Annotated in this window: 2 protein-coding genes; both read right to left on the reverse strand. The window is 42.4% G+C overall.

Going from position 1 to position 2562, the window contains the following annotated elements; translation table 11 throughout:
* Window positions 1–1706, reverse strand: a 1706-nt coding sequence (locus FY049_RS22095; RefSeq protein WP_446084416.1) for a fimbria/pilus outer membrane usher protein, incomplete at its 3' end; no start/stop codon positions are given.
* A complete protein-coding gene (locus tag FY049_RS22100; RefSeq protein WP_446084417.1) occupies window positions 1707–2507 on the reverse strand; it encodes a fimbrial biogenesis chaperone in 801 nt (266 codons plus the stop codon).
* Window positions 2508–2562 lie beyond the last annotated feature (55 nt).

A 2562-nucleotide genomic window follows, 5' to 3' on the forward strand; every position in this document is an offset into this window, starting at 1 on the left:
GCACTCCACTCTTTTTCCACAAAATCCCGATTGGCACTTAACGACACTGTCGCACCACGCAAATAGGACGGTAATACCGGTGCCCAAGACAGGTTCATCAGTTTATTTTCAATGTCTCGACTCTTGGTTCGGATATATGCCACCCCAAAAGTACCCGACTTTTCTGTAGCAAAATAAGTATTGGCAACCAAACTTTTATGACTGTTGGCTGAAATCAAATTGCTATATTGCAAGCGTGAAAGATCATAATAGTCCTGATCTCGCTGGGTATGATTGAGACTAAATCCAAAGCGTTGTTGGTTATAGCTATAACCGAGCGTGTATTGATTTCCCTTGAAGTTTTTATTTCCGTTCAAGTTATTATTTAACTGATTAAGCTCTCCATCAGCCCAGCTTTGGGTTGCCGAACCACTTACAACACCAAACCGATTCAGCTTGAGTACTGAACCCAATCCTGCCAACTGAATTGAATCGGAGAGTTCAACTCGTCCTTCAGCCGTGAGCCAGTCGTTAATCCCGTAACGCGCATCCGCTGAACTGGCAAATTTGCCATATTCAAAGTTTTTGATCCCATAATCTTCGCGGATTTGTCCCATAGACACCGAATAATCCAATAACCCCGGTTTAAGCAAAGTATTCGAAATATAAAACGGCACCGAGGTTGCCACCTGACGGCCAACACTATCTGTGGTGACAATCACCGCCTCGCCTTTACCATTAATAAATGGAACATTATTTAGAATAAAAGGGCCAGATTGTACATCGGTTGAATTGGTTTTCTGTCCGTTAATCAATAAGTCCACGGTGCTCGGTAAAGCCGCTTGTCCTTTAAACTGAGGTAAAGGATAGGTAATCAAATCTGGACGGGTACCAAAATTACGTTGTAACTGCAATCCACCTAAACGCACTGAACTTCCCCATGCGTTTTTACTTCCCGTAATTACATCGCCGGCTAAAAATGAAACTACCCGGACTGGGTCATCATATTGCCAAGTGGTGTCATAGCGGCGGTAGCCATCATTATCTTGAGTTGAGTCGTTTCCAATCCCATCAGATTTAAAATCAGTTTTGCTATAAACCCCTGAATTTCTCAGTACCCCATAAGGGGAGAAAAAGCGTTGTTCTGTAAAGAGTGTACTGCTATAGCCACCATTCTCTGGGCGGTAGGTATAAAAGTCATAGTTATTTAATAAACCAATACCCGACTGCGCTGTTTCAGGTTGATACCAAGAATCCAAACCACTTATCTGCACCGGCATCCAGCTGGCAGGAAGATCTAGACTAAAATACTGTTGCGCTGAATTGTACTCATACTTCAATTCGGGAATCTGATTGAGGCTGACCCAATCCAAGGCCTTGCCCGAAAAGCCTAAAGTAAATACATCCAGATCGGTCAGGTTTTTTTCTGACTGTTGCTGAAGTGCATCCGCAGGCAGCTTAATCTGCAACTCATCCAGTTTCGATTGCTGGATAAAGTAATGATCGCCTTTGACAATGACCGGTATCACTTGTCGCGTCGAATATTGATTGATCACCAAGTCCAGATAGAGCTTAAATAAGCTATTCACTTCTGAAACATCTCGTGGTGGCGGGGGCAAACCATTTGCATAGACATTGCAACTCAGCAATGGAATATTCGCAACCAATATCAATGTCAGGCTTTTGCATAAAAAAGAAGGGGTGTGTAACCCTGATAAATAACCCATTTATCCCCCTCCTTCTTTTTTAATCTCAACCAATTCCTGTTTCACCCCTGAACTGTCAACCCCATACAAACTGCTTTGACCACTTAGGCTGTTGAGTAACTTATTGTCCAGATCAAACTTCATGGTGCTGTTTGCCAACACATAACCAAAGGCGGTTTTGCCAAAAGCCATTTGCTCTGAAGTCGGGGTTAATTTAATTCCAGAAAGTCGTGAAAATTTTGAACCAGTATTTTTAATATAAAGTTCAGGTTTGCCCTGTTCATTATTCTTGACCCACCAGCTTAATATCGGTTTAGCCAAAGGGTTTTTCGCATTGGTTTTTTGTGAAACTTCAGTTAAACCACTACCAAGTCCTTTGCCATAGCTAAACAAGGGAATGGAATAACGCATCTGAAAGCTGACTGTCGATGCATCTTTTTCATCTTCTGGATTGAGCTTGATCGGCAGTTCATCAACAATAATTCGATAGGCAAGTTCTTTTGCATCAGGTACAGCAGTCGAGCGAGTCAAACGCAACATATGCTTTTCACCCGCCTTGATCTTCGCAACAGGCGGACTTGGAATAACCTCAGTTTGCTCTGTATAAGCATCTTGCTGATGATTCTGATCCCATTTAAATACCCGAATCTGTACCATGGCATCAGAGTTACCGGTATTTTGTAGCCAGACCGCAGTGGCTTTCTCTTTTTCTTCAATTTTTGGATAAATTGGCCAGATTAAAAAAGTGGCCTGTGCGAATACCGGTGAAGTGACCATCAATATCGCGGCCGCAGAGAAAGTCCTGCCCGACCATATTTTCATTTTATTTAAGCTCATAGAATCACCATGTAATCGTAATTGCGACCGTATCTTTATA

It is taken from the genome of Acinetobacter sp. 1125_18A, from assembly GCF_052824985.1.

Excerpts from the sequence above, each read along its gene's own strand:
- FY049_RS22100 (WP_446084417.1), bottom strand. The coding sequence starts at position 2,507 with ATGAAAATATGGTCGGGCAGGACTTTCTCTGCGGCCGCGATATTGATG.